The 21,454-nt window shown below is 73.4% G+C and carries 21 protein-coding genes; 14 read left to right on the forward strand and 7 right to left on the reverse strand.

Annotation, left to right across the window (positions count from 1 at the left end):
* Positions 1–147: 147 nt before the first annotated feature.
* Complete coding sequence (locus tag ACIP5M_RS05395; RefSeq protein ID WP_401192167.1) at positions 148–1,287, forward strand: FAD-dependent monooxygenase; 1,140 nt, start codon at positions 148–150, stop codon at positions 1,285–1,287.
* Positions 1,288–1,357: 70 nt separating this feature from the next.
* Here ACIP5M_RS05395 and ACIP5M_RS05400 read toward each other — a convergent pair whose 3' ends face one another.
* From ACIP5M_RS05400 to ACIP5M_RS05415, 4 genes are all read right to left on the reverse strand, one after another.
* Positions 1,358–2,848 carry a cellulose binding domain-containing protein gene (locus tag ACIP5M_RS05400; RefSeq protein ID WP_401192170.1) on the reverse strand — a complete coding sequence of 497 codons (1,491 nt, stop codon included), beginning with the start codon at positions 2,846–2,848 and terminating at the stop codon, positions 1,358–1,360.
* A 150-nt stretch (positions 2,849–2,998) separates the two neighbouring features.
* Entirely contained in the window at positions 2,999–3,370 is a 372-nt protein-coding gene (locus ACIP5M_RS05405) for a VOC family protein (protein WP_401192172.1), read from the reverse strand.
* Between the two features lie 127 nt (positions 3,371–3,497).
* On the reverse strand, positions 3,498–4,598 hold the full coding sequence (locus ACIP5M_RS05410) for a PP2C family protein-serine/threonine phosphatase (RefSeq protein WP_401192175.1): 1,101 nt from the start codon (positions 4,596–4,598) through the stop codon (positions 3,498–3,500).
* 108 nt (positions 4,599–4,706) lie between these two features.
* Entirely contained in the window at positions 4,707–5,504 is a 798-nt protein-coding gene (locus ACIP5M_RS05415) for a LysR substrate-binding domain-containing protein (protein ID WP_401192178.1), read from the reverse strand.
* Between the two features lie 58 nt (positions 5,505–5,562).
* Between ACIP5M_RS05415 and ACIP5M_RS05420 the strand changes: the two genes are divergently transcribed.
* The 4 genes from ACIP5M_RS05420 to ACIP5M_RS05435 all read left to right on the forward strand — a co-directional run bounded on the left by ACIP5M_RS05420 (position 5,563) and on the right by ACIP5M_RS05435 (position 9,448).
* Entirely contained in the window at positions 5,563–5,979 is a 417-nt protein-coding gene (locus ACIP5M_RS05420; protein WP_401192180.1) for a DUF5997 family protein, read from the forward strand.
* 214 nt (positions 5,980–6,193) lie between these two features.
* Positions 6,194–7,165, forward strand: a complete 972-nt coding sequence (locus tag ACIP5M_RS05425) for a tellurite resistance/C4-dicarboxylate transporter family protein (protein WP_401192183.1) — start codon at positions 6,194–6,196, stop codon at positions 7,163–7,165.
* A gap of 87 nt (positions 7,166–7,252) precedes the next feature.
* Entirely contained in the window at positions 7,253–8,461 is a 1,209-nt protein-coding gene (locus tag ACIP5M_RS05430) for an RNA ligase (protein WP_401192186.1), read from the forward strand.
* A 3-nt stretch (positions 8,462–8,464) separates the two neighbouring features.
* Positions 8,465–9,448: an AAA family ATPase gene (locus ACIP5M_RS05435; protein WP_401192188.1), complete on the forward strand. Its 984-nt coding sequence runs from the start codon at positions 8,465–8,467 to the stop codon at positions 9,446–9,448.
* Between the two features lie 31 nt (positions 9,449–9,479).
* On the opposite strand, the gene ACIP5M_RS05440 is transcribed toward ACIP5M_RS05435, so the two are convergent.
* Positions 9,480–9,923, reverse strand: a complete 444-nt coding sequence (locus ACIP5M_RS05440; protein WP_401192191.1) for an SH3 domain-containing protein — start codon at positions 9,921–9,923, stop codon at positions 9,480–9,482.
* A gap of 393 nt (positions 9,924–10,316) precedes the next feature.
* Here ACIP5M_RS05440 and ACIP5M_RS05445 point away from each other — a divergent pair, with 393 nt between their 5' ends.
* The 4 genes from ACIP5M_RS05445 to ACIP5M_RS05460 all read left to right on the forward strand — a co-directional run bounded on the left by ACIP5M_RS05445 (position 10,317) and on the right by ACIP5M_RS05460 (position 16,290).
* Positions 10,317–11,561 carry a sensor histidine kinase gene (locus ACIP5M_RS05445; protein ID WP_401192193.1) on the forward strand — a complete coding sequence of 415 codons (1,245 nt, stop codon included), beginning with the start codon at positions 10,317–10,319 and terminating at the stop codon, positions 11,559–11,561.
* Entirely contained in the window at positions 11,536–12,201 is a 666-nt protein-coding gene (locus tag ACIP5M_RS05450; RefSeq protein WP_401192196.1) for a response regulator, read from the forward strand. Before ACIP5M_RS05445 ends, ACIP5M_RS05450 begins: the two co-directional genes overlap by 26 nt.
* A gap of 52 nt (positions 12,202–12,253) precedes the next feature.
* Positions 12,254–12,628 carry a YbjQ family protein gene (locus ACIP5M_RS05455; RefSeq protein WP_401192199.1) on the forward strand — a complete coding sequence of 125 codons (375 nt, stop codon included), beginning with the start codon at positions 12,254–12,256 and terminating at the stop codon, positions 12,626–12,628.
* Positions 12,629–12,849: 221 nt separating this feature from the next.
* Positions 12,850–16,290, forward strand: a complete 3,441-nt coding sequence (locus ACIP5M_RS05460; RefSeq protein ID WP_401192202.1) for an endo-alpha-N-acetylgalactosaminidase family protein — start codon at positions 12,850–12,852, stop codon at positions 16,288–16,290.
* Between the two features lie 3 nt (positions 16,291–16,293).
* Here ACIP5M_RS05460 and ACIP5M_RS05465 read toward each other — a convergent pair whose 3' ends face one another.
* A complete protein-coding gene (locus ACIP5M_RS05465) occupies positions 16,294–17,136 on the reverse strand; it encodes a helix-turn-helix domain-containing protein (protein WP_401192204.1) in 843 nt (280 codons plus the stop codon).
* A 349-nt stretch (positions 17,137–17,485) separates the two neighbouring features.
* Here ACIP5M_RS05465 and ACIP5M_RS05470 point away from each other — a divergent pair, with 349 nt between their 5' ends.
* The 3 genes from ACIP5M_RS05470 to ACIP5M_RS05480 are packed head-to-tail and all read left to right on the forward strand — an operon-like array spanning position 17,486 to position 19,118.
* On the forward strand, positions 17,486–17,938 hold the full coding sequence (locus ACIP5M_RS05470) for an LPXTG cell wall anchor domain-containing protein (RefSeq protein WP_401192207.1): 453 nt from the start codon (positions 17,486–17,488) through the stop codon (positions 17,936–17,938).
* Between the two features lie 8 nt (positions 17,939–17,946).
* Positions 17,947–18,615, forward strand: coding sequence for an RNA polymerase sigma factor (locus ACIP5M_RS05475; protein WP_401192210.1), 669 nt, complete (start codon positions 17,947–17,949; stop codon positions 18,613–18,615).
* Positions 18,612–19,118 (forward strand): hypothetical protein, encoded by a 507-nt coding sequence (locus tag ACIP5M_RS05480; protein ID WP_401192213.1) that lies wholly within the window; start codon positions 18,612–18,614, stop codon positions 19,116–19,118. Before ACIP5M_RS05475 ends, ACIP5M_RS05480 begins: the two co-directional genes overlap by 4 nt.
* Here the strand turns inward: ACIP5M_RS05480 and ACIP5M_RS05485 are convergent.
* Positions 19,108–19,581: a MarR family winged helix-turn-helix transcriptional regulator gene (locus tag ACIP5M_RS05485; RefSeq protein WP_401192216.1), complete on the reverse strand. Its 474-nt coding sequence runs from the start codon at positions 19,579–19,581 to the stop codon at positions 19,108–19,110. The two genes, ACIP5M_RS05480 and ACIP5M_RS05485, sit on opposite strands and share 11 nt — an antisense overlap.
* Positions 19,582–19,761: 180 nt before the next feature.
* Between ACIP5M_RS05485 and ACIP5M_RS05490 the strand changes: the two genes are divergently transcribed.
* Positions 19,762–20,982, forward strand: a complete 1,221-nt coding sequence (locus ACIP5M_RS05490; protein WP_401192218.1) for an MFS transporter — start codon at positions 19,762–19,764, stop codon at positions 20,980–20,982.
* Positions 20,983–21,021: 39 nt separating this feature from the next.
* The gene (locus ACIP5M_RS05495; protein ID WP_401192220.1) at positions 21,022–21,450 is read left to right on the forward strand and encodes a heme-binding protein; all 429 of its coding nucleotides are present in this window, start codon (positions 21,022–21,024) and stop codon (positions 21,448–21,450) included.
* Positions 21,451–21,454 lie beyond the last annotated feature (4 nt).

Here is a 21,454-nt window from a genome sequence, read left to right on the forward strand (position 1 = left end):
CTAGTACAGGTTCTGTCAGCGCAGATACTGCCGGACCCGCCTTCTGCCCTAGTACAGGTGCCGAAAAATGCTGTTGGCGGGCCCGTGAGTACGCCGTACATTCAGATGCGTACCAGCTGCGTACATCGTATCCACGGGAGGGTTACCTTGAAGACGGTCCTGATATCGGGCGGCGGAATCGCCGGATCCGCACTCGCCGGTCCGCTGCGCGACCGGGGCTTCGTCCCCACGGTCGTGGAGCGCGCCCCCGGCCCGCGCCGGGGCGGGCAGGCCGTCGACATCCGGGGGGTCGCCCTCGACGTCGTCGACCGCATGGGCCTGCTGGAACGGGCGCGCGAGGTACGCACCCGGATGCGCGGGATGTCGGTCCTCGACGCCGACGGCAAGGAGATCCACCGGTCCACCGAGGCGACCTTCAGCAGCGGCCGGCTCGACAGCGCCGACATCGAGGTGCTGCGCGACGACCTGGTCGCGCTGCTGCACGACCACACGCGCGAAGGCGTCGAGTACCTCTTCGGGGACAGCATCGCGGCGCTCAAGCAGCACGAGGACACGGCCGCGGCCGCGGCCGAAGAAGGCGGCGGCGTGCGGGTCGACTTCGCGCACGGCCCCTCCCGCACCTTCGACCTGGTGGTCGCGGCCGACGGCCTGCACTCCTCGGTACGCCGGCTGGTCTTCGGAGCCGAGGAGCAGTTCTCCCACCATCTCGGGAGCTACCTCTCGGTGTTCGGCGCGGACAACTTCCTCGGGCTGGACAACTGGCAGATGTGGCTCAACGACGGTGAAGCGGGCTTCGGGATCATGCCGGTCCGCGACAACACCGAGCTGAGGATCGCCTTCGGCTTCGCATCGGGGCCGCTCGACGCCGGTCAGCGCGACCCCGAGCGGCTGCGCGAGCTGATCGTCGAGAAGGCCGCCGGACTGCGCTGGGAGGGGGAGAGGCTGGCCAAGGCCGCCGCCGAGGCACCCGACTTCTACTGCGACGCCATGGCGCAGATCCGCATGGACCACTGGTCGCGCGGCCGGGTCGTACTGCTCGGCGACGCGGGCTACTGCCCGTCCCCGCTGTCGGGCCAGGGCACGAGCCTGGCCCTGGTGGGGGCGCACGTCCTCGCGGAGGAGCTGGCCCGGCCGGGGGCGGACCACCGCGCCGCCTTCGCCCGGTACGAGGAGCGCATGCGGCCGTACGTCGAGCTCAACCAGGCCCTGGCCCTCGAGAACGCGGGCGGACCCGCCTCCGAGGAGTCGGTGGAACGGGCCAAGAACGCCATCAGCCTGGACGCCTGACCGCACCACCGGGTGCCCCGGTCGGGCAGGGGGTGTCCGCAGGGACCGCCGGACACCCCCTGCCCAGCGGTCACTTGAGGGCCGAGAAGGCCTTCGTGAAGGCCAGCGGCTGCTGGAGGATCGAGCTGCACGTGGCGTCCGCGTAGCCGACGGCCCCGGCCGCGCACTGCCGGTCCCGGGCCGAGGACCACATGGCGAGCCGGCCGATGCCCTTGGCCGCCGCGAAGTCCACGAGCTGAGCGGCGTCCGCGACCGTGAAGACCTCGCTCGCCACGTCGTTCACCCCGATCATCGGCGTGACGGCGACCGCCTTCCAGGCCGCCGCGTCGGACAGTCCCAGCACCCCCTTGATCTGGGCCTGGGTGGCCGTCGCCGCCTGGATCGCGTACAGGCCCATGTCCCCGCTGTACGCCGGCCCGTAGTCCATCGCCATGATGTTGACGGCATCGACCCGCACGCCGTTCTTGCGCGCGTCGGCCAGCAGCGCCACTCCCGGCTGGGTGAGCCCTTCCGGCATCACCGGCAGGGTGAACGCCACGTCCAGGCCCGGGTGGGACTTCTGGAGGAGGGCGATGGCCTGGGCGCGGCGAGTGTTCGCGGCGGTGTCCGGCAGGGCCGCGCCCTCGATGTCGAAGTCGACCTTGGTGAGCCGGTACTGGTCGATCACCTTGCCGTAGGCGGCGGCCAGCGCGTCGGCGGTGGCGCAGTTCAGCGCCAGCTCGTGCCCGGCGGCCCCGCCGAAGGAGACCCGGACGTCGCCGCCCTTGGCGCGCAGCGCGCCGATCTGGGCGGCGACCCGGTCGCTCGCCAGGTCCGTGACCCCGCCCCACAGCGGAGCGCAGCCGCCGCCCGAGGTGATGAAGGCGAGGTGGAACTCCTTCACGCCGGTGGTGGCCGCCGTGTCGAGCAGGTCGTACGCCGGGTACAGCGAGGTGTCCACGTACGGCGCGAAGCGCGCGCCCGCCCCCGGAGCGGGCGGCCGGGGAGTCGAGGTGGGGGTGGCCGACGGGGTGCGGGTGGGCTGCGCGGAGGTCGGGGCGGGTGACGCGGGGGAGGTCACCGTGGCCGTGGGCGTGGGCCGGGCGGTGGGCCGCCCGCTCGGACCGGCCGTCGCGCCCTGGTCCACCGAGCACTTCAGCCCGTCGATGCGGCAGGCGGTCGGGTCGCCGGGGGTGCCGGCCGCGCTCGTCACGAAGCCGACGGTGACCGAGGCCCCAGCCGCCAGCTCCCGGTTCCAGCTCGCGGGCTTGACGGTGACGCGCCGCCCGTCGACCGTGTGGGTCCCGTTCCACAGCGAGTCGATCTTCGTGCCGGCGGGGAGCTCGAACTGCAGGGTCCAGTCCGACCGGCTCGCGCCGGTGTTGTTCGTGATGACGTACTGGCCGGTGTAACCACCGCTCCAGGAACTGGACTTGGTGTACACGGCTCCGACGGAGCTGGCCTGGGCGGTGCCGGTGAACGCGAAGGCCGCGCCACCGATCACCGCCGCCGCCACGATCGCGCCCGTGACCTTCGCCGTACGGCTCGTCCTGCGCCGGTGCCCGCCCGTGCTGCTGCCCATCGCATGCCTGCCTTTGTGTTACCGGGGAGTTGGGGTTGCGGCAGCACGCTAGCCGCCCCGAAACGGACATTCGTTCGCTTCGGGGCGGCGGTCGAGAACTTAGGTTCCGCTTAAGGAAGGCATCGGCGGCCGTTAAGCCGGCCCGGGCGGTCAGCCGTGGGCGGTGTCGATGACGCAGAAGCGGTTGCCCTCGGGGTCGGCCAGCACCACGAAGTCCGGGTCCTCGGGGTAGGAATCCCAGTCGACCCGCACGGCCCCCAGCGACAGCAGGCGCGCCACCTCCGCCTCCTGCTCGGCCGCGTCCGCGGCGTACAGGTCCAGGTGGACGCGCGGGTGTTTCTGTACGGGCGTGGTGCTGCGGCCGAGGGCCAGCCCGGGCCCGGAGCCCCCGGCCGGAACCAGGACGGTCCAGTCGTCGTCGACCTCGCCGTCGCGGGGGACGTAGCCCAAGGCCCGGCCCCAGAAATCCGCCGCCCGCCGCACGTCGGCGGCGCCCATCACGATCGTTCCGATGCTCAGCATGATCCGCATTCTGGCAAAGGGCCGAACGCGCCGCGCCGACCCCGGAGTTCATCACGCAGGCCCCGCAGTCCGTCACGCAGGCCACGAAGTCCCCAGCGCCCCCGGAACCACCCTGGAGCAGCCCGCGCTACCCGAGCCGCTCGATCGCCACCATCGCCGCGTCATCGCCCAGGGTGCTGCCGGTCACGTGCGCCAGCAGGTCCTCGCACAGCCGGTCCAGCAGGACGCGGGGCGCCAGACCCGACCAGGCGGCCGCGCGCTCCGCGAGCGGGTAGAAGGCCCCCGAGCGGTCGCGCGCCTCCAGAACGCCGTCCGTGTAGAGGAGCAGGACATCGCCCTCCGCGAAGGCGAACGTCTGCGCCGTGACGGAGCATTCCAGCAGCCCCGCCAGACCCAGCGGCGGCGCCGGCTGCGCCACGTCGAGCGCGTCGACCCGCCCGCCGCGGCGCAGCACCAGCGGTGGCGGATGCCCGCAGCTGACCAGGTGCACCACCGGCTCGTCGTCGGGGATGTCCAGAACGGCCGCGGTGATGAAGCTTTCGTCCCGGTCCACACCGTCGTCCAGGTCGGGGGAGACCGCGCCGTCCAGGTAGTCCACCAGCCCGGGCAGCCCGGCCTCCCGGTGTGCGGCCGCCCGGAAGGTGCCGAGGACGAGGGCGGCGTCCCCGACCGCGTCCAGGCCCTTGCCGCGGACATCGCCGATGATCAGCCGGGAGCTCCGGCCCCTCCGGGCGGCCGCGTACAGGTCGCCGCCGATCTGGGCCTCGGCCGCGGCCGCCAGGTACACGGAGGCGACGCCCAGCGGACCGATCCGGTCGCGCAGCGGCCGCAGGACCACCTCCTGCGCGGTCTCGGCCACGGAGCGGAGCTGCACCAGCTCCTTCTCGTGCACCTCGCGCAGGTGGGCGAAGAAGGTGACGAACACCGAGATCATGACCAGCGCGCCGATCTGGAAGGTGTGGTTCAGATCGGTCAGCGTGGTGCGGGCCGCCGCGACCACCGCCTGGGCCACCACGGCGACCAGGCCCATGAAGCCGGTCATCCGCGGCCCGGCGAACGAGGCGGTCACGGCCGGCGCGGCCACCAGGAACGGACCGAGGTGCACGTCGGGCGGAGCGAGGACGTCGACCACCGTCACCAGAGCGATCAACGCGAAGGGAACCGCCAGCTGTGCGTAGCGCACCTGCCGGGACCGTGGGCGAGACGTACGCAGCGGGCGGAGGTCCATCCCTCCTGCATACACCGCGACGCGATCGGGTGCCCCCAGCCCCCGCCGCCGACGGCCGCCGTTCTCCCCGTCGGCTCCGCCGCCCCCGGGAGATCCGACCGGGACGGCCTACGGGCGGCGGCGCGGCTTGCCGCTCTTGCCGCCCTTGGGGCCGCCGGAGCCGCCGCGCGGGTTCTTGCCCGCCGGCTTGCCGGCGGCCTTGCCGGATCCCGGCTTGCGCTGTGCGCCGCCCGCCTCCGGGCGCTTCGCCTTCGCCTTGGCCTTGGCGGTGGCCTTCGGCTGCGCCGGGGTCTGCGGGCGGCCCCGGGTGCTGTTGACGGTCCGGCCGCGGACGATGCCGATGAACTGCTCCACCAGCTCGGTGGTCTCCTCCTGCGGCCAGGACAGCGCGACGCGCGACTCGGGGGCGTCCGAGACCGGCCGGTAGGTGAGGTCCTTGCGGTGGTGCAGGCGGGCGAGCGACTGGGGGACGACGAGGACGCCCACGCCGGCGGCCACCAGCTCGATGGCGTCCGCCGTCGTGGCGGGACGCTCGATCGCAGGCTTCCCCGGCAGGCGCTCCCAGTCCAGGGTGTCGTCGAGGGGGTGCAGCACGATCTCCTCGGCCAGGTCCTCCGTCGACACCTCCTCGACCGCCGCGACGAGGTGGTCCTTGGGGATCACCACGACGGTGGTCTCGGTGTACAGGGGGATCGCGCTGAGGTCGTCGCGGTCCACCGGCAGCCGGACGAACCCCGCGTCGGCGCCGCCGTCGCGCAGCACGCCGAAGGCCTCGGCGGGCGATACCGCGACCAGGGTCAGCGGGACGTCGGGCAGCCGCTCGTTCCAGATCCGGATCCACTTGGTGGGGGTCACGCCGGGGACGTAAGCGAGCCGGAACGAATGGGGTACTTCCGAGCCTGTCACCCCGCCAGGTTACCGGTCGTGGTCGGAGGTAGCGCACACGCTCGATACTCTTGACAGCATGACGTCGCACCAGAACACCCAGACGATGAAGCCCGCGACCGCGGCGAAGAAGCTGGGCGTGTACCTCGAGGCCACCCCCGCAGAGTTCCAGGAGGGTGTCGTCTCGCGCAGTGAATTGAGTGCGCTGCAGGCCGACCCGCCCCAGTGGCTCCAGGAACTGCGGCGCAACGGCCCGCACCCCCGCCCGGTGGTCGCGGCCAAGCTCGGCGTCTCCATCGCCGGCCTCGCCCGCGGCGGAGTCACCGAGCCCCTCACCACCGAGCAGATCGAGGCGCTGAAGCAGGAAGCTCCCGAGTGGCTGCAGAAGGAGCGCGCCACCCAGGCCGAGGTCCGCAAGGAAGCGGTCCGCATCAAGGAGAAGCAGGCCGAGACCGCGGCGCGGGCCGCCGAGCGGGCCCGCGACCCGCGTTCCTGATCCGCGCCGAGTCCCCCCTCAGGCCCGGTTCCCCTCAGGGAGCCGGGCCTGAGGGCGCTGGTCGCCGACCAGGGCACGATCCGGGACCTCCCTCCGAGGCCGGCCCCGCCCTGACCGTCCCCGGCGGCGCCGGCCGGGCGGTGGCGGCCCCCGTCGGGACGGCGGCCGGTGCCGTCCGGTGGCGGGCCGACTGACCGTGCGGTCCGCTGGAGGGGTGAGCCCTCTTCCCGGCCGCGGCTGGTGGGCCGGACTCCCGCCGGCCGCGGGAGCCGCCGTCATGGCCCTCGGAGTCATCTCGATCGGCCTGCACCTGACCGGGCGCGAGGCGCTGTCCCTCGCCGCGCTGGTGCTCGCCGGGGCGCTGTGGCTGGTCCTTGCCGCCGATTTCACGGCCCGGCTGTTCGGCGACCGCGGGCGGTTCCGGGCCGAGGCCGACACCCCCGCCGCCCTGACCGCCGTCGCCGCCACCACCGTCCTCGGCACCCGCCTCTCCGCGCTCGGACTGCACGCTGTGGCCGCCGCCCTGCTGGTACTGGCCGCCGTGCTCTGGCCCGGGCTGCTGCTCTCCGTCGTACGGCACTGGCGGCGGCGCATGCCCGGCGTGGCCTTCCTCGTCTGCGTCGCCACCCAGGGACTCGCGGTCCTCGCGGCCGTCCTCGCCGCCGCCGCGCACCGCGACTGGCTCGCGTGGGCGGCGCTGGCCGGTTTTTGCCTCGGGTTGCTGCTCTACACGGCCGCCCTGGCCCGCTTCGACCTCCGCGAAGTGGTGGGCGGAGCGGGCGACCACTGGGTGGCGGGCGGGGCCCTGTCCATCTGTGCCCTGGCCGGCTCCAAGCTCACGGCCTCGCCCGTGTGGACCGGTTCGGCGCACACGGCCCTGCGCACCGCCACCCTCGCGGCGCTCGGGCTCTCCCTCGCCTGGTACGCGGCCCTGCTCACCGCCGAACTGCGCCACCCCCGGCCGCGTTACGACATCAGGCGCTGGTCCACCGTCTTCCCGCTCGGCATGACGGCCACCGCCTGCCTCTCCGCGGCGGAGCCGACCCAGGTGGCCTGGCTGCGCCCGCTGGGCGAGGTCCTGCTCTGGATCGCCGTCGCCGCCTGCCTGTTCACCTGCGCCGCGCTCGTCACCTCCCGCCTCCCCCGCCGGGCGGCGCGGGAACGGGCGCCGACGGGTCTTGAGTGAATACCGGATAACCGACCACCTGATAATTGGGTACCGGGCAGTCCCTCCCGCACGTGAGAATGAGCCATCTCAAACCGGGAGGAACCCATGAGCCAGGACCACCTGACTCTGCATGACCTGATGCCCGCACAGGCGCTGGCCGACTCGATCGACGCGGGGTACGTGACGCGCAAGCCGCACCCCGAACTGCCGCTGTCGATCTACACGTACACGAGGACGGCCCAGTACGAGCGCGTCTGGAACCAGGTCACCACGCGCTGCCGCGGTCTCGTCGCCGACGACACCACCGGCGCCGTGGTGGCGCTGCCGCTCCCGAAGTTCTTCAACGTCGGCGAGCACGAATCGGGTCAGCCCTACGCCCCCGTCCTCCCGGACGAGCCCTTCGAGGTCTACGACAAGGTCGACGGCAGCCTCGCCGTCGTCTTCCACTACGCGGACCGCTGGCGGGTCGCCTCCAAGGGCTCCTTCACCAGCGCCCAGGCCACCTGGGCCCAGCGCCGCCTCGACGCGAAGGACACCTCGGCCCTGCGGCCGGGCACGACGTACCTCGCGGAGATCCTGTACCCGCAGAACCGCATCGTCGTCGACTACGGCGACCGCCGGGACCTCGTCCTCCTCGCCGCCTTCGGCCGGGACGGCACGGAGGTTCCGCTCGCCGAGGCCGCGCCCCACTGGGAGGGGATCGGCTCCGTCGTCAGGGTCTGGCCCGCCATGCCCCTCGACGAGCTGATCGCGCTGACCGAGTCCAACACCCTGCCCGGCGGCGCCTCGGCGACCGGCGTCGATGCCGAGGGCTTCGTCCTGCGCTTCGCCTCCGGCGTGCGCGCGAAGGCCAAGCTGTCCGAGTACGTACGGCTCCACAAGGTCCTCACCGGCGTCACCGAGCGGGACATCTGGCGCAGCCACGGCGTCCAGCGCTTCGCCGCGCTGCCCGCCAAGCAGCTGGCCCAGGGGCTGAACTGCACGGTCGCCGACATCGAGGCCTCGGGCGGCAAGCCCCTCGACGCGCTGCTCGAGCAGGTGCCCGACGAGTTCGACACGTGGGTGCGCGAGGTGATCGCCCGGCTGGAGGCCGAGGCCGAGCGGCACGAGCGCGCCATCGACGAGGCCTACGCGGGCCTCGCCCACCTGGCCGCCGACCGGGGAGCCTTCGCCCGCGCCGTCCGGGAACTGCCCGACCGCGGCGTCCGCCCCGCGATGTTCCTGCGGCTGGACGGCAGGTCCACCGAGCTCACCACCTGGCGCCACGTGCGCCCGCAGACCGCCGACCCGTACACCACCGACGAGGAGAACTGAGCCGTGCCCGAAGAAGTGCCCGTAGTGCCCGAGGCCGTGCCCGACGAGGCCCCACTGCCCGTCGTGCACGTCATGACGGGGCTGCCGGCCTCCGGCAAGACGACCGCGGCGCGCGCCCTCCAGGCGCAGGCGGGCGGCCGGATGCGCCGCGTCAACCTGGACGACCTGCGGAGCATGCTCGACCTGCCGGACCCCGAGCGGGGCCGGTCCTGGGCGCACGAGCAGACCGTACTGGCCGTACAGGACGCGGCGGTCCGCGCGGCCGTCGACGGCGGTTTCGACGTGGTCGTCGACAACACGCACCTGACCAAACACATTCCGAAGCGCCTCAAGGCGGCGGTCGGCGGACTCGCCACCTTCGTCGTGCACGACTTCACCGACGTCCCGCTGGAGGAGTGCCTGCGCCGGGACGCCGCCCGGGAGAACGGGGTCGGCGAGGAGATCATCCGCATACTCGACGATAAGCACCGCAAGGCCCGCAAGGGCGGATGGCGGCTGACGGCGGAGTGGATGAACGGCGGCTCCGGCGCGGTGGCCGCGCCGCCCGTGACCCGGTACGTACCCGACCCGGCGCTGCCCACCGCGGTGATGTGCGACATCGACGGCACCCTCGCGCTGACCGGAGACCGGGGGCCGTACGACTTCTCGCGCTGCGAGCTCGACCTGCTCAACGAGTCGGTGCGGCACGCGCTCGACGCCTTCCGGCGCGCCGACGGGGACACGATCGTCCTGCTGTCGGGGCGCGGCGAGGAGCACCGGCCGCAGACCGAGGCCTGGCTGCGGCGCCACGAAGTGCCGTACGACGAACTGTGGATGCGGGCGGCCGGCGACACGCGCCGCGACGACGTGGTGAAGGCGGAGCTGTTCGACACGCACGTGCGCCACCGCTACGCGGTACGGGTGTCGCTCGACGACCGGGACCGGGTGGTGGCGGTCTGGCGCCGGATGGGGCTGCCCACCTGGCAGGTCAACTACGGCGACTTCTAGGCCGTAGCCGACCTGCGGACCGGGCGAGCGGTCAGTGGCAGTACTTCACGTGGGAGAGGTTCTCGACGTAGCGTGCGGTGACCCAGTGCTCCTTGCCGTACGCCTTGTCCTCCGAGCCGGCGCCGTACGACCGGTGCAGGCGGTACCAGAGGCTGTTGCCGTCGACCGACTCGCCGTGCGTCTTGCACTCGATCTCGATCTTGCGGTGCGGGTACACCTGGTTGACGGCTTGCGAACGGGTCGTCGGCTTGCTGCGGACCTTCAGCGGGCCCTTGGAGACGACCTTGCCGAGGGGGTAGCGCTCCCAGCCGTCGGCCCGAGGGGCCTCGTCGTCGATGATGACCGTCTGCCCCGGGGGAGTGGCGGCGGCCGATCGGCCCTCGTCGTCGTCGGCGACGGCGGCCCCGGCCCCGACCAGGCCGAGCACCAGGCTTCCGGCGGCGAGGGCGAGGATGGACCTGGGGGGCTTCAGCATGAGCCGGCTCCTCTACGAAGACGTCCGCCCGGCCGCGACGTGCGGCGCGGGGTGGCAACCAGGCGGTTGCCAGGGACGACTATGACGAGGGAGGGGCGCGCAGCCCTGCTGACTCACCGTCGATTAGCCCGATATGCCCAATATTTGACGCGGCTCGACGCGAGGTGGCGGGGTCCGCACCGGCCCCGCGCGTACGCGGGGCCGTGCCCGCCCCCGAACGGGCACGGCCGCGCGGCGAGGGCCCCGGGGGGCAGGGCCGGTGCCGGCCGGTGGACCGGCGGAGGAAAATCTACGGGCGGCCCGGCACCGGCTGCGCCCATCCACGGGTTGAAACGTGCCTACCCCCTGTGGAGTGCACCCTGTACAACCAGGGGTGTACACAGGGGGGTTGACGTGCACTTTGCCACACATCCGGCGACGGTCCGGCTCCGAGCCGGCCTGCCGGTCGTCGCCGAGATCGGGTGGGCGGCCGGCTCGCTCTGGATCTCGTCCACGCTGCTTGACAACTGGCCCGACCCCCACGGCTACTGGCGCACCCCCGACGCGTTCGCCTACGGCCTGCTCGCCGCGATCTACCTGCCGCTCGTGCTGCGCCGCCGGTTCCCCGTCGCCGTCCTGTGCAGCACCGGGCTCTGCGTCGCCACGTACCTCACCCTCGGCTATTACCACGTCGTCGCCGTGTGCGGGCTCGCCACCGCGCTCTACACCGTGGCCTCCCTGCGGCCCCGCCGGGTGTCGGTGCGGTGCGCGGCCGCTTCGCTGGTGGTGTTCCTCTGGGGCACCCGGCTCGCCGAGCCGGGGATCGGCGCGCTCAGCGTCGCCTTCGTGACGGTGGCCACCCTCGTCTGCTGGGTCGTCGGCGACGGCGCGCGCAGGCTGCGCGAACTCACCCGGCGGCTCCGCCTGGAGCAGGAGGAGAAGGCCCGCCGGGCCGTGACGGAGGAGCGCATCCGGATCGCCCGCGAGCTGCACGACGTCATCGCCCACCACGTCTCGGTGATCTCCGTCCAGACCGGCCTCGCCGCCTACGTGTTCACCGCCGACCCGCCGACCGCTCGCCGGGCCCTGGACACCGTCGGGGACAGCGCCCGCGAGGCCCTCGCCGAGATGCGCCGGATGCTGGAGGTGCTCCGCGAGGAGGGCCCCGGCCCGGCCACCGCCACCGGCCCCGCATCCGCCGCCGACCCCCGCGGGGTCCCCGGGCTCGGGCACCTCGACGAGCTGGTCACCCGGGTCGGGGAGGCCGGCGTACCGGTCGAGGTACGGATCACGGGGACGGCGTACGCGCTGCCGCCCGGGATCGACCTGTGCGCGTACCGCGTCGTCCAGGAGGCGCTCACCAACGTGATCAAGCACGCCCCCGAGGCCCGCACGACCGTACGCGTCGACTACGGTGCGGACGAGATCCGCGTACGCGTCAAGGATGACGGCAGCGGGCGCGCACCGGTCCGCACCGCGACGGGCGCGCAGCGCGCCGCCGGCCACGGCCTCATCGGCATGCGCGAGCGGGCGACCATCTATCACGGCACGGTGACCGCCGGGCCCGCCCCCGGGGGCGGTTTCGAGGTCAGTCTGCGGGTCCCCGTGCCCCGAACGGGAGGGGATGAAGCGGATGCCGTCCGTACTCGTCGTCGATGACCAGTTCCTGATCCGGTCCGGGCTGACCGCGCTGCTCACCGCCGCGCCCGGCTACGAGGTCGTGGGCGAGGCCGCGGACGGCGACGAGGCGGTCCGGCTGGCCGCCGAGACCCGCCCCGACGTGGTCCTCATGGACATCCGGATGCCCGGCACGGACGGCATCACCGCCACCGAGCGGATCCTGGCCGGGCGCGACGCGGACCGGGCCGACGGCCCGAAGGTGCTGGTGCTCACCACCTTCGACTCCGACGAGTACGTCTTCCGCGCCCTGCGGGTCGGGGCCAGCGGCTTCCTCCTGAAGGACACCCCGCCCGACCGCCTGCTCGCCGCCATCGCCACCGTGCACGCCGGCGACATGCTGTTCAGCCCCCGGGCCCTGCGCGGACTCGTCGACACCTACGCCGCCCCGGCCGCCCGCGCCCCCCACCCGGGGCTGGCCGCGCTGACCCCGCGCGAGCGCGAGGTGCTCGGCCTGGTCGGGGCGGGCCTGTCCAACGCCGACATCGCGGCACGTCTCGTCCTCAGCGCCGCCACGGTCAAGACCCACGTGCACCGCTGCATGAGCAAGCTGGAGCTGTCCAGCCGCGCCCAGGCCGTCGTCCTCGCCCACGAGTTCGGTCTCGCCGTCCGGATGCCCTGAGCGGGGCCGCCTCCGGATGCGGGCGGCGACGGGCCGGGGGAGAGTGACTGCCATGGGTATCGAAGACTACGGCGGCGGCCCCGGCGCCGAGCAGACCGGCGTCCTGGTCGTGACGACCAACGACGTCCCCGGCTACCGGGTGGAACAGGTCATCGGAGAGGTCTTCGGCCTCACCGTGCGCTCCCGCAACCTGGGCAGCCAGATCGGCGCGGGCCTGAAGTCGGTGATCGGCGGCGAGCTGAAGGGGCTGACCAAGACCCTGGTGGAGACCCGTAACCAGGCCATGGAGCGGCTCATCGACCAGGCGAAGTCGCGCGGCGCGAACGCCGTCCTGATGATGCGCTTCGACGTGACGGACGCCGGCAGCGTCGGGACCGAGGTGTGCGCCTACGGGACGGCCGTCGTCCTCGCCTCCGCAGCCACCTGACGACCTCGCCGCGCTCCCCGGTCCCGTGACCCCCGGGCCCCGGCCCCGTGCCCCCGCGCCCCTCCGGCCCCTTCCGGGCACGTAAGTCCAGGACGGCGCTCCGCTTTGTCCATGGGCCTTCGCGCCCCGCGGTCCGCAAGCTGTCAGGTCAGTGAGCGGACCGCTCGGGCCTGCGTGCCGAGCGGTCTTCCGCCGAGGAAGAGCCGACTCCCGGAGGTCCGATGCGAACCCCCCTCTGGCCGGCCGCAGCCGCGGTGGCCGGCCTGGTCGCCACCCTGGTCGTGGCAGCGCCCGCCGCCCCCGCCGCGGCGGCCCCACCCGTGACGATCACCTCGTCCGAGCTGTCCGTCAGCGTGGACAGCGGCTTCCCCCGCGTCATGGGCTACACCCGCCGCGCCACCGGCGACGTCCTGCACGGCAACGAGGACCCGCTGAGCACCGTGCTGGTCAACGGGACCGCCTACACCCCCACCGTGACCTCGACCCCCTCCGCCTCCGCCGTGGACTACGCGCTCACCTTCTCCGGAGTGACCATCAGATCCCGCATCTCGGTGGCCGGTTCGGTGGTGGAGTTCAAGGTGACCGCGATCGAGGACACCGCCGCCCTGCGCGTCCGCAGCCTCGCGATACCCGAGCACCACCTCGTCAGCGTCCGCAGCGACCAGCCGGGCGCCGCGCTCTCCACGGCCACGATGCACACCGCCACCACCGGCAGCGGGGACACCTTCACCCCGATCACCGGCAGCACCCCCGTCGACCCCGCCGCGACCACCGTCATGTACGGCCTGGTCAACACGGGCAGGCTGGCCGCCGCCATCGATTCCAACTCCCTGTACGACACCCCCTCCGGCGGCACGGCACGGGAGAACGGCCGTACGGCCAAGCGCGTCACCGACAAGGGCTCCTACCGCCGCGCCGGACTGTGGAGCGGAGCCTGGCTCCACCGGGCCGCGGGCGCGGCCGACGGCGACACCGAGCCGCTGCCGTACGCCCGTATCGCGATCACGGCCGACCGCAACGCGGACTCGGTCGTCGACTGGCAGGACGCCGCGATCGCCCACCGGGACATCTGGACCCCGCCCACCGGCTGGCAGCGGACCGCCGACCGGGTCGTGCAGCGGATCCCCTTCAACTTCGCCTCCCAGGCCACCCACCCCTTCGCGCAGACCCTCGACGAGACCAAGCGGGTCTCGCTCGCCACGGACGGCCTCGGACAGTTCGTCCTCCTCAAGGGGTACGCCTCCGAAGGCCACGACTCCGCGCACATGGACTACAAGAACATCGGCTCGAAGCTGGGCGGCGCCGTCGACCTGAACACCCTCACCACCGCGGGACACGCCTACAACGCCGACTTCGGCGTGCACGTCAACGCCACCGAGGAGTACCCCGTCTCGGCCACCTTCGACCCGGCCCACCAGAGCGGCGGCCTCGGCTGGGACTGGCTCGACCAGTCGTACTACGTGGACACTCGCAAGGACGGCCAGTCCGGGGAGCGCCTCAAGCGGCTCCAGGACCTCAAGACCGCCGCCCCCGGGCTGGACTTCCTCTACGTGGACGTCTGGTACGGCGACGGCTACGTATCGCGCAAGCTCCAGCGCGAGATCGGCGCCCTGGGCTTCCAGCTGGCGACGGAATTCCCCAACACCCTCACGGAGCAGTCCCTCTGGCACCACTGGGCGGCCGACGTCGACTACGGCGGCAGCGACCTGAAGGGCATCAACTCCACCATCGCCCGTTTCATCGCCAACCACACCAAGGACGACTGGATCGCCCGCGACCCGCTGCTCGGCGGCGCCGAGGTCACCGCCTACGAGGGCTGGCAGGGCAAGAAGGACTACACCGCCTTCCTGAACACCACCTTCGCCGTCAACCTGCCGACCAAGTACCTCCAGGGATCCCCGATCGTGAAGTGGACCGCCGACACGGTCACCCTGGCCGACGGCACCACCGTCACCACCGCCGGGAACAAGCGCCAGATCACCACCGCCGGCCGCACGGTCCTGTCCGGGGACGCCTACCTGCTGCCCCGCGACGGCAAGCTCTACCACTGGAACGACAAGGGGGGCTCCACCACCTGGACCCTGCCCGCCGGCTGGACCGCGCCCAAGCTCTGGAAACTCACCGACACCGGCCGCCAGTCGGTCGGCGACCTCGCCGTGAGCCAGGGCCGGATCACCGTCAACGCGGCCGCCCGCACCGCCTACGTCGTCACCAACGGCGCCGCGCCCGCCCCGGCCGACCCGAAGTGGGGCGAGGCCACCCCGGTCAAGGACCCCTCCTTCTACGCCGGGAACCTGAACGCCTGGACCGTCACCGGAACCGGAGCCGCCGTCACGCGCAACGCCCAGGGCCAGAGCGAGCTCACCTTCGCCCCCGGCACCGCCCCCGCCGTCTCCCAGCAGCTCACCGCTCTCGCCCCCGGCACCTACGCCGCCTCCGTATGGGTCTCCACCCCGGCCGGACGCGCCGTGACCCTGACCGCCACCCCGGCCGGTGGCGCCGCGGCCTCCGTGTACGCCGACTCCTCACCGCTGACGAACAGCCTGGGCGGCAGCGAGAAGAACGGCACCAGGATGCAGCGCATGAAGGTGCTCTTCGACGTCCCGGCGGGGCAGTCCGCCGCCACGATCAGGCTGTCCGCGACCGCCGGATCCGGCGCCGGCACCGTCTACCTGGACGACGTACGAGTGGTCCGCTCGGCCCGCACCTCCCTCGCCGGTCACTTCTTCGCCGAGGACTTCGAGAACGTCGACGCCGGCTGGGGTCCCTTCGCCTTCGGCGGCGCCGGAGGCTCAGCCACCGACCCGCGCACGCACATCGCCCAGCGCAACGCCCCGTACACCCAGGCCGGATGGAACGGGAAGCTGGTCGACGACGTGATCAACGGGCAGAACTCCCTCAAGTCGCACGAGGAGCGGACCGGGCTCGTCTACCGCACCCTGCCCCAGACCCTGCGGCTGACCCAGGGCCGCACGTACAAGGTGACCTTCACCTACGAGAACGGCTTCGCCGGCGACTACCAGTTCATCACCGGCGCCGGCTCCACCGAGACCGCCACCGCGCTGGGCCAGGCCCGTACCCCCACCACCTTCACCCGGACCTTCACCGCCGGCACCGACGCCTGGATCGGCGTACGGAAGGTGACCCCCGAGAGTTCGCACAACGAAGCCGACCTCGTCCTCGACGACCTGACCGTGGACGACCTCGGCCCGGCCGGCGGCGAACTCCTCGTACCGCAGAGCGCGATGAGCGTGAAGGCCGTCGACAGCCAGGAGACCGCGGGCGAGAACGGCAACGCCGCGAACGTCCTGGACGGGGACGCCGCCACGATCTGGCACACCCAGTGGTACGCCGCCACCGCGCCGATGCCGCACGAGGTCACCCTGGACCTCGGCGCCCCGTACAACGTCTCGGCGCTGCACTACCTGCCCCGGCAGACGCAGAGCAACGGACGCATCGCCGACTACCAGGTGTTCACCTCGCCCGACGGGGTCACCTGGGGAACGGCGGCGGCCACCGGCACCTTCACCGACGGCACGGACCGGCAGGACGCCTCGTTCACCCCGCGGACCGCGCGCTACGTCAGGCTCAAGGCCACCAGCGAGGTGGGCGGCAACCCGTGGACCTCGGTGGCGGAACTGAACGTCGGCCACCGGCCCTGACGTTCACCGCGACGGCCCCCGTACCGACTGCTGCGCGCGGAACCGTACGGGGGCCATCCCCACCCGGCGGCTGAACAGCCGGCTGAAGTAGGCCGGGTCCTCGTAACCGACCCGCCGGGCGACCCCGGCGACCGGCAGGTCGGTGCGGGCCAGCAGCTCCTTCGCCCGGCTCAGCCGGATCCCGAGGAGGTACTCCTTGACCCCCTCGCCGGTACTGTGCCGCACCGCCCGGCGCAGTCGGCGCAGCGGCATCCCGAGCCGGGCGGCGTGCTCGGCCACCGAGATCGGCAGCAGGGCGTCCCGCGCCAGGGTGTCCATCACGGCGTCCCCGTGCCGGGACACCTCGGCGCGGGCGTAGCGCAGGGCCACCAGCAGTCCGTGCACGGCGGCCGCGGCCTCCACCTCCAGCAGCGGGCCGCCGCGCCGGGCGGCCCGGACGATCCCGTCGACCACGTGCCGCACCCCGGCCGTCCCGCTCAGCGGCACGAGCGGTCGGTCCGGGGTGATGTAGCCGAGGTCGGTGTACGCCTCGACGCCGAGGCCCGCGAAATCGACGAAGCACTCGTCCCAGCCGCTCCGCGGATCGGGCCCGTAGTGGTGCTCCACTCCGGGCACCAGCCACAGCAGCGCGGGCGCGGTCACCGGCTGGGCCGGCCGGCCGCCGTGGCTGAACCAGCCCCGGCCGCGCGTGACGACCACGGCCACATGGTGATCGAGTACGCGCGGCCCCACGACCGGCAGTCCGCCCTCCTGCACCCCCACCCCGAGGCAGACCAGGCCGAGTCTGCGGTGGTTGGCGGTGGGGGAGAAGTACCGCATCCAACTGCTGTACGGGGGCGTCGCCATCTGCGGATTGTGATCCACGGGGCCGGGCGCGCTCAAGGGAGGCGGCAGTCGGGACAGGCACCTCCGGCTCACGGCGGGGGCGGCAGCCGGGGCCGGCACCTCCCGCTCACGGCGAGGCGGCAGCCGGGACCGCCGCCCCGGCGGGTGCGGGGCGCGCCGGCCGAAGGCCCGCGGCCGGCCCGGCGATCACCACGCCCACGCTCGGCAGCGCCCTGCAGCAGGTGCTGCGGCGCTCGGGGCGACGGCCGGAAAGTTTTTCGGATCCGGCGGCAACCTCCCCGGGGGTCGCACGTCGTGAGGGGGTGGAGGGCGCGGTACCGCGTCCTCGACCCGACCGTGGAGAACCACCGTGAAGAACCTCGAGCGCGTCCCCCTGGCCGTCCGCCGAACGGCCGTCGCCGCTGCCGCTGCCGCTGCCGGGACCGTCGTCCTGCTCGCCGGGCCGGCCCTCGCCGCGAGCGGGAGCTCGGCCGCGCCCTCCCCTTCCCCCACCGTCCCGCGGAGCGCGAGCCCGTCCGCGGTTCCGACGCCGGCCGCACCCGTTCCCTCGGTGAGCACCCCCACCAGCGGCTCGGGCGCGAAGCCCAGCCCGTCCGTGTCCGCGACCGCACCCGCGGCGGCGAGTGCGAAGCCCAGCCCGGCCCCGGCCGAGCCCTCGGCCGTACCCACCTCACCTGCGGATTCCGAGCTCGCGCATACTGGCTCGTCGGCGACCACCGTCGCCATGGGGGCAGGGGCCACCGGACTGATCCTCGCCGGAGCCGGAGCCCTGTACGCCGTGCGGCGCCGCACGAACAGCTGAGGAATCCCGTGCTCCACCTGGCTCCACCCGTCGGCCCCCTCGCGCCCGGCTCCGGCCGGGCGTGGCGGGGCCTGTGGTCGTTGCTCCGCCGGGAGCGTTCCGCCCCGCCGGCGTCCCGGCATCCGTACGGCTCCGCGCACGGGGATCCGTACGGGCAGGCGTACGGTGCGGCGGGCCACGGCGATCCGCGGCCACCCACCGTCACCGAGCTCTACCACGCGCACCGGCTGCGGATGGTCCGGCTGGCGGTGCTGCTGGTCGACGACCTGGCCACCGCCGAGGACGTCGTCCAGGACGCCTTCACGGCCCTCTACCGCCGTCACGGGGAGGAGATCACCGAGGTCGACAACGCGCTCGGCTACCTGCGGACCGCCGTCGTCAACACCTCGCGCTCCGTGCTGCGCCGCCGGCGGACCGTCCGGGCCTGGACGCCGCCCCCGGCGGTCGGCGTGCCCTCGGCGGAGTCGTCCGTGGTCCTCGAGGAGGCGCACCGCGAAGTGCTGGCCGCACTGGGCCGGCTGACGCCGCGCCGTCGCCAGGTCCTGGTGCTGCGCTACTGGGCCGACCTCAGCGAGGCGGAGATAGCGACCACCCTCGGCATCAGCCGCGGAGCGGTGAAGTCGAACGCGAGCCGCGGCCTGGACGCGCTGGAACGGATCCTGGAGGGACGGATATGACGCGTACGACGCGTGAGGGCGAACGCCCCGTCGAGCGCCGGCTGCGCCAAGCCCTCGACGCCCGCGCCGACTCCATCGACCTGCGCCTGCTGCGCCCCGCGGATCCGCCCCGGCCCCGCGCCGGACGCCTGCCGGTCGCACGGCTCAGGCGTTTCGCGGTGCCCCTCGGCGGCCTGGCGGCGGCCGCGGCCGCCGGGGTCGGCTACCTGCTGCTCGCACCCGACCCGGCCCCCGCCCCGGCGCCGCCCGCCACCCCGCCGAGGATCACGGCCCCCGGCCCGGCCCCGGAATCCCCGCACACGCCCGCGCCACGGCCGTCGTCGTCCGCGTCGGGCCCGGAGCGCTCGCCGGGCGCGAGCGTCAGCGCCGGTACGGGCGCGAGCCGGAGCCCGAGTACCCCTGCGAGCCCGAGTGCGAGCACGAGCCGGACGGTGCCCCCGCTCCCGCCGAGCTCCCCTTCGGCGTCCCGGCCGCCGACGCCCTCCGCCTCCGCTACTCCCTAGTGTCCGGCCCGGCCGGCCGGAGGTTCTCCACCGCCGCGACCAGCGGGGCGAGTTCCGGCTTGCGGGCGGCCTCGTCCAGCGCCTCGCGCAGGGCGGCGTCGTTCGTGGGCCGGGCCTCGGCCAGCAGCGCCAGCCCGGCCTCGCTCACATCGGTGTAGATGCCCCGGCGGTCGGTGTCGCAGAGGTAGCGGCTCAGCAGGCCGCGGTCCTCCAGCCGGCTGACCAGACGCGTCGTCGCGCTCTGGCTGAGCACCACCGAGTCCGCCACCTGGTGCATCCGCAGGTGCCCGCCCGGTCCGTTGTGCTGGCGGCTGAGCACGTCCAGCAGCGAGTACTCGCGCACGCTGAGGCCGTGTCCCGCCTGCAGTGCCCGCTCGATGTGCGCCTCGATCCGCCCGTGCAGGAGGGAGAGGGCGCACCAGCCCTGGGAAAGGGCGGTGAGCGCGCCGTCCGTCGCCGTCATGGGCTCCTCCTTCGTCCGTGTGCCCCCAGGATAGGTGACTTCCGAAATAGCCCGCGCTTGCAAATATCCCGCGTCTGCAATTAATGTGGACGCACGTAAGCAGCGGCAGCATCCATGTGCCGCGAGCGCCGGCGGCCCGGCGCCGCACCACCCACCACCCCCTGAAGGGCATCTCCCCTCATGCCACTCGCACTCCTCGCCCTCGCCATCGGGGCCTTCGGGATCGGCACCACCGAGTTCGTGATCATGGGCCTGCTCCCCGAGGTCGCCGCCGACTACGGCGTCTCGATCCCCACCGCGGGCTTCCTCGTCACCGGCTATGCCCTCGGCGTGGTCCTCGGCGCGCCGATCATGACCATCCTGGGCACCCGCATCCCCCGCAAGCGCATGCTGATGCTGCTCATGGGCCTCTTCGTCGCGGGCAACGTGCTCTCCGCACTCGCTCCCGCCTTCGGCGTCATGCTCACCGGCCGCGTGGTCGCCTCCCTCGCCCACGGAGCCTTTTTCGGCATCGGCGCGGTCGTCGCCGCCGAACTCGTCGCCCCCGAGAAGAAGGCCGGCGCCATCGCCATGATGTTCACGGGCCTGACCGTGGCCAACGTCGTCGGCGTCCCGCTCGGCACCCTCGTCGGGCAGACCCTCGGCTGGCGCGTCACCTTCCTGATCGTCGCCGCGCTCGGCGTCCTCGGCCTGCTCGGCATCGCCCGCCTGGTACCCGAGCTGCCCCGGCCCGCCGGCGGCGTGCGGATCCGCGGCGAGTTGGCGGCCTTCCGCAACGTCCAGGTGCTGCTCGCGATGGGGATGACCGTCCTCGGTTTCGGCGGGGTCTTCGCCGCGATCACCTACATCACCCCGATGATGACCCACGTCGCCGGCTTCGCGGACTCCTCCGTCACCTGGCTCCTGGTCCTCCTCGGCCTCGGCATGGTCGCGGGCAACCTCATCGGCGGCCGCTTCGCCGACCGGGCGCTCATGCCGATGCTGTACGTGTCCCTGGGCGCGCTGACTCTCACGCTGGCCGCCTTCACCCTCACCGCCCACACCAAGGCCGGCGCCGCCGTCACCATCCTGCTCATCGGCGCCCTCGGCTTCGCGACCGTGCCGCCGCTGCAGAAGCGGGTCCTCGACCAGGCCGCCGGCGCGCCCACCCTGGCCTCCGCCGTCAACATCGGCGCCTTCAACCTCGGCAACGCCCTAGCCGCCTGGCTCGGCGGCCTCGTGATCGCCGCCGGACTCGGCTGGACCGCCCCGAACTGGGTCGGTGCCGCACTGGCCGCCTCCGCCCTGGTCCTGGCCCTCGTCTCCGGTGTCCTGGAGCGCCGTACGGCGTCCCGCCCGGCCGGTGGCCCGGCCAGGGTCGTCGCCGCCGGAGCCCCCGCGGCCGTCCCCGTCCACCACTGATCCACGACCCCTCGTACGACATCCCAGGAGAACCCGCGCATGTCCAGCACCCTCCGCACCGCCGTCGCCCCCCTGAGCACGGACGACGCCGACCTGCTCGTCGCTGCCGCCCGGACCGCCGCCGAAGCGGCCGGAGCCACGGTCAGCGTCACCGTCCTCGACGCCGGCGGGCACCTGCTCGCCTTCCGGCGCGACGACCGGGCCGTGCTGATCTCCGGCGAGACCAGCACCCGCAAGGCCTACACCGCCCTCCAGCTGAACGCCCCCACCGCCGACCTCGTGGACGCCGTCCGGCCCGGCGGCCCCTTCCACACGCTGCCCACCGCCCTCGACCGGCCGCTGCTCTTCATCGCCGGCGGGCTCCCCGTCCACCGCGACGGCCGTCTCATCGGCGCCATCGGCGTCGGGGGCGCCGCCCCCGACCAGGACCACGGCTTCGCCGCCGCCGCGCTCGACGCCCTGGTCTGAGGCC

It is taken from the genome of Streptomyces sp. NPDC088762, assembly GCF_044750905.1.
Lineage (GTDB): Bacteria > Actinomycetota > Actinomycetes > Streptomycetales > Streptomycetaceae > Streptomyces.

Excerpts from the sequence above, each read along its gene's own strand:
- ACIP5M_RS05440 (WP_401192191.1), bottom strand. The coding sequence starts at position 9,923 with ATGCTGAAGCCCCCCAGGTCCATCCTCGCCCTCGCCGCCGGAAGCCTG.
- ACIP5M_RS05420 (WP_401192180.1), top strand. The coding sequence starts at position 5,563 with ATGACGTCGCACCAGAACACCCAGACGATGAAGCCCGCGACCGCGGCG.
- ACIP5M_RS05450 (WP_401192196.1), top strand. The coding sequence starts at position 11,536 with ATGCCGTCCGTACTCGTCGTCGATGACCAGTTCCTGATCCGGTCCGGG.
- ACIP5M_RS05495 (WP_401192220.1), top strand. The coding sequence starts at position 21,022 with ATGTCCAGCACCCTCCGCACCGCCGTCGCCCCCCTGAGCACGGACGAC.
- ACIP5M_RS05430 (WP_401192186.1), top strand. The coding sequence starts at position 7,253 with ATGAGCCAGGACCACCTGACTCTGCATGACCTGATGCCCGCACAGGCG.
- ACIP5M_RS05455 (WP_401192199.1), top strand. The coding sequence starts at position 12,254 with ATGGGTATCGAAGACTACGGCGGCGGCCCCGGCGCCGAGCAGACCGGC.
- ACIP5M_RS05460 (WP_401192202.1), top strand. The coding sequence starts at position 12,850 with ATGCGAACCCCCCTCTGGCCGGCCGCAGCCGCGGTGGCCGGCCTGGTC.
- ACIP5M_RS05410 (WP_401192175.1), bottom strand. The coding sequence starts at position 4,598 with ATGGACCTCCGCCCGCTGCGTACGTCTCGCCCACGGTCCCGGCAGGTG.
- ACIP5M_RS05405 (WP_401192172.1), bottom strand. The coding sequence starts at position 3,370 with ATGCTGAGCATCGGAACGATCGTGATGGGCGCCGCCGACGTGCGGCGG.
- ACIP5M_RS05485 (WP_401192216.1), bottom strand. The coding sequence starts at position 19,581 with ATGACGGCGACGGACGGCGCGCTCACCGCCCTTTCCCAGGGCTGGTGC.
- ACIP5M_RS05480 (WP_401192213.1), top strand. The coding sequence starts at position 18,612 with ATGACGCGTACGACGCGTGAGGGCGAACGCCCCGTCGAGCGCCGGCTG.
- ACIP5M_RS05465 (WP_401192204.1), bottom strand. The coding sequence starts at position 17,136 with ATGGCGACGCCCCCGTACAGCAGTTGGATGCGGTACTTCTCCCCCACC.
- ACIP5M_RS05400 (WP_401192170.1), bottom strand. The coding sequence starts at position 2,848 with ATGGGCAGCAGCACGGGCGGGCACCGGCGCAGGACGAGCCGTACGGCG.
- ACIP5M_RS05490 (WP_401192218.1), top strand. The coding sequence starts at position 19,762 with ATGCCACTCGCACTCCTCGCCCTCGCCATCGGGGCCTTCGGGATCGGC.